This is a genomic window from Vibrio sp. 10N.222.55.C6 (genome assembly GCF_041473395.1).
Lineage (GTDB): Bacteria > Pseudomonadota > Gammaproteobacteria > Enterobacterales > Vibrionaceae > Vibrio > Vibrio crassostreae_C.
Map to the genome: position 1 here is coordinate 1 of NZ_JBFRSD010001155.1, position 357 is coordinate 357.

Annotated in this window: 1 protein-coding gene; it reads left to right on the plus strand. The window is 43.7% G+C overall.

Going from position 1 to position 357, the window contains the following annotated elements; translation table 11 throughout:
* The coding region (locus AB4486_RS27970) for a hypothetical protein (RefSeq protein ID WP_372120074.1) at positions 1-357 on the plus strand (357 nt) is incomplete at both ends.

A 357-nucleotide genomic window follows, 5' to 3' on the forward strand; every position in this document is an offset into this window, starting at 1 on the left:
GTGAACACTACTCAAGCTCATTTAGATAACAGCACTAAGTTACTTGCCGTTCGTGATGCAGAGAAGCAAGACGCGCAAACAAAACTGACGCAAAGCAGTGCGATTGTCGAACAGGTAAAAAGTGAGCAACAAGATCAAGATAAGATCATTGAGCAGGTTCGTCCGCTAGATAACCAAATCGCCGTACTCAAAGATAAGCAAACTGCGGCCGTTAGTGCAGCGAATACGCTTAACGAGCAACATACGCAGCAGCGTAATCAACAGATTGTTTTAGTCCAAAAAACAGATGCACTGAAGCAACAAGATAAACTCAGCACTGAGTACCTAAATACGCATCAAGCTGACCAACATCTGGAA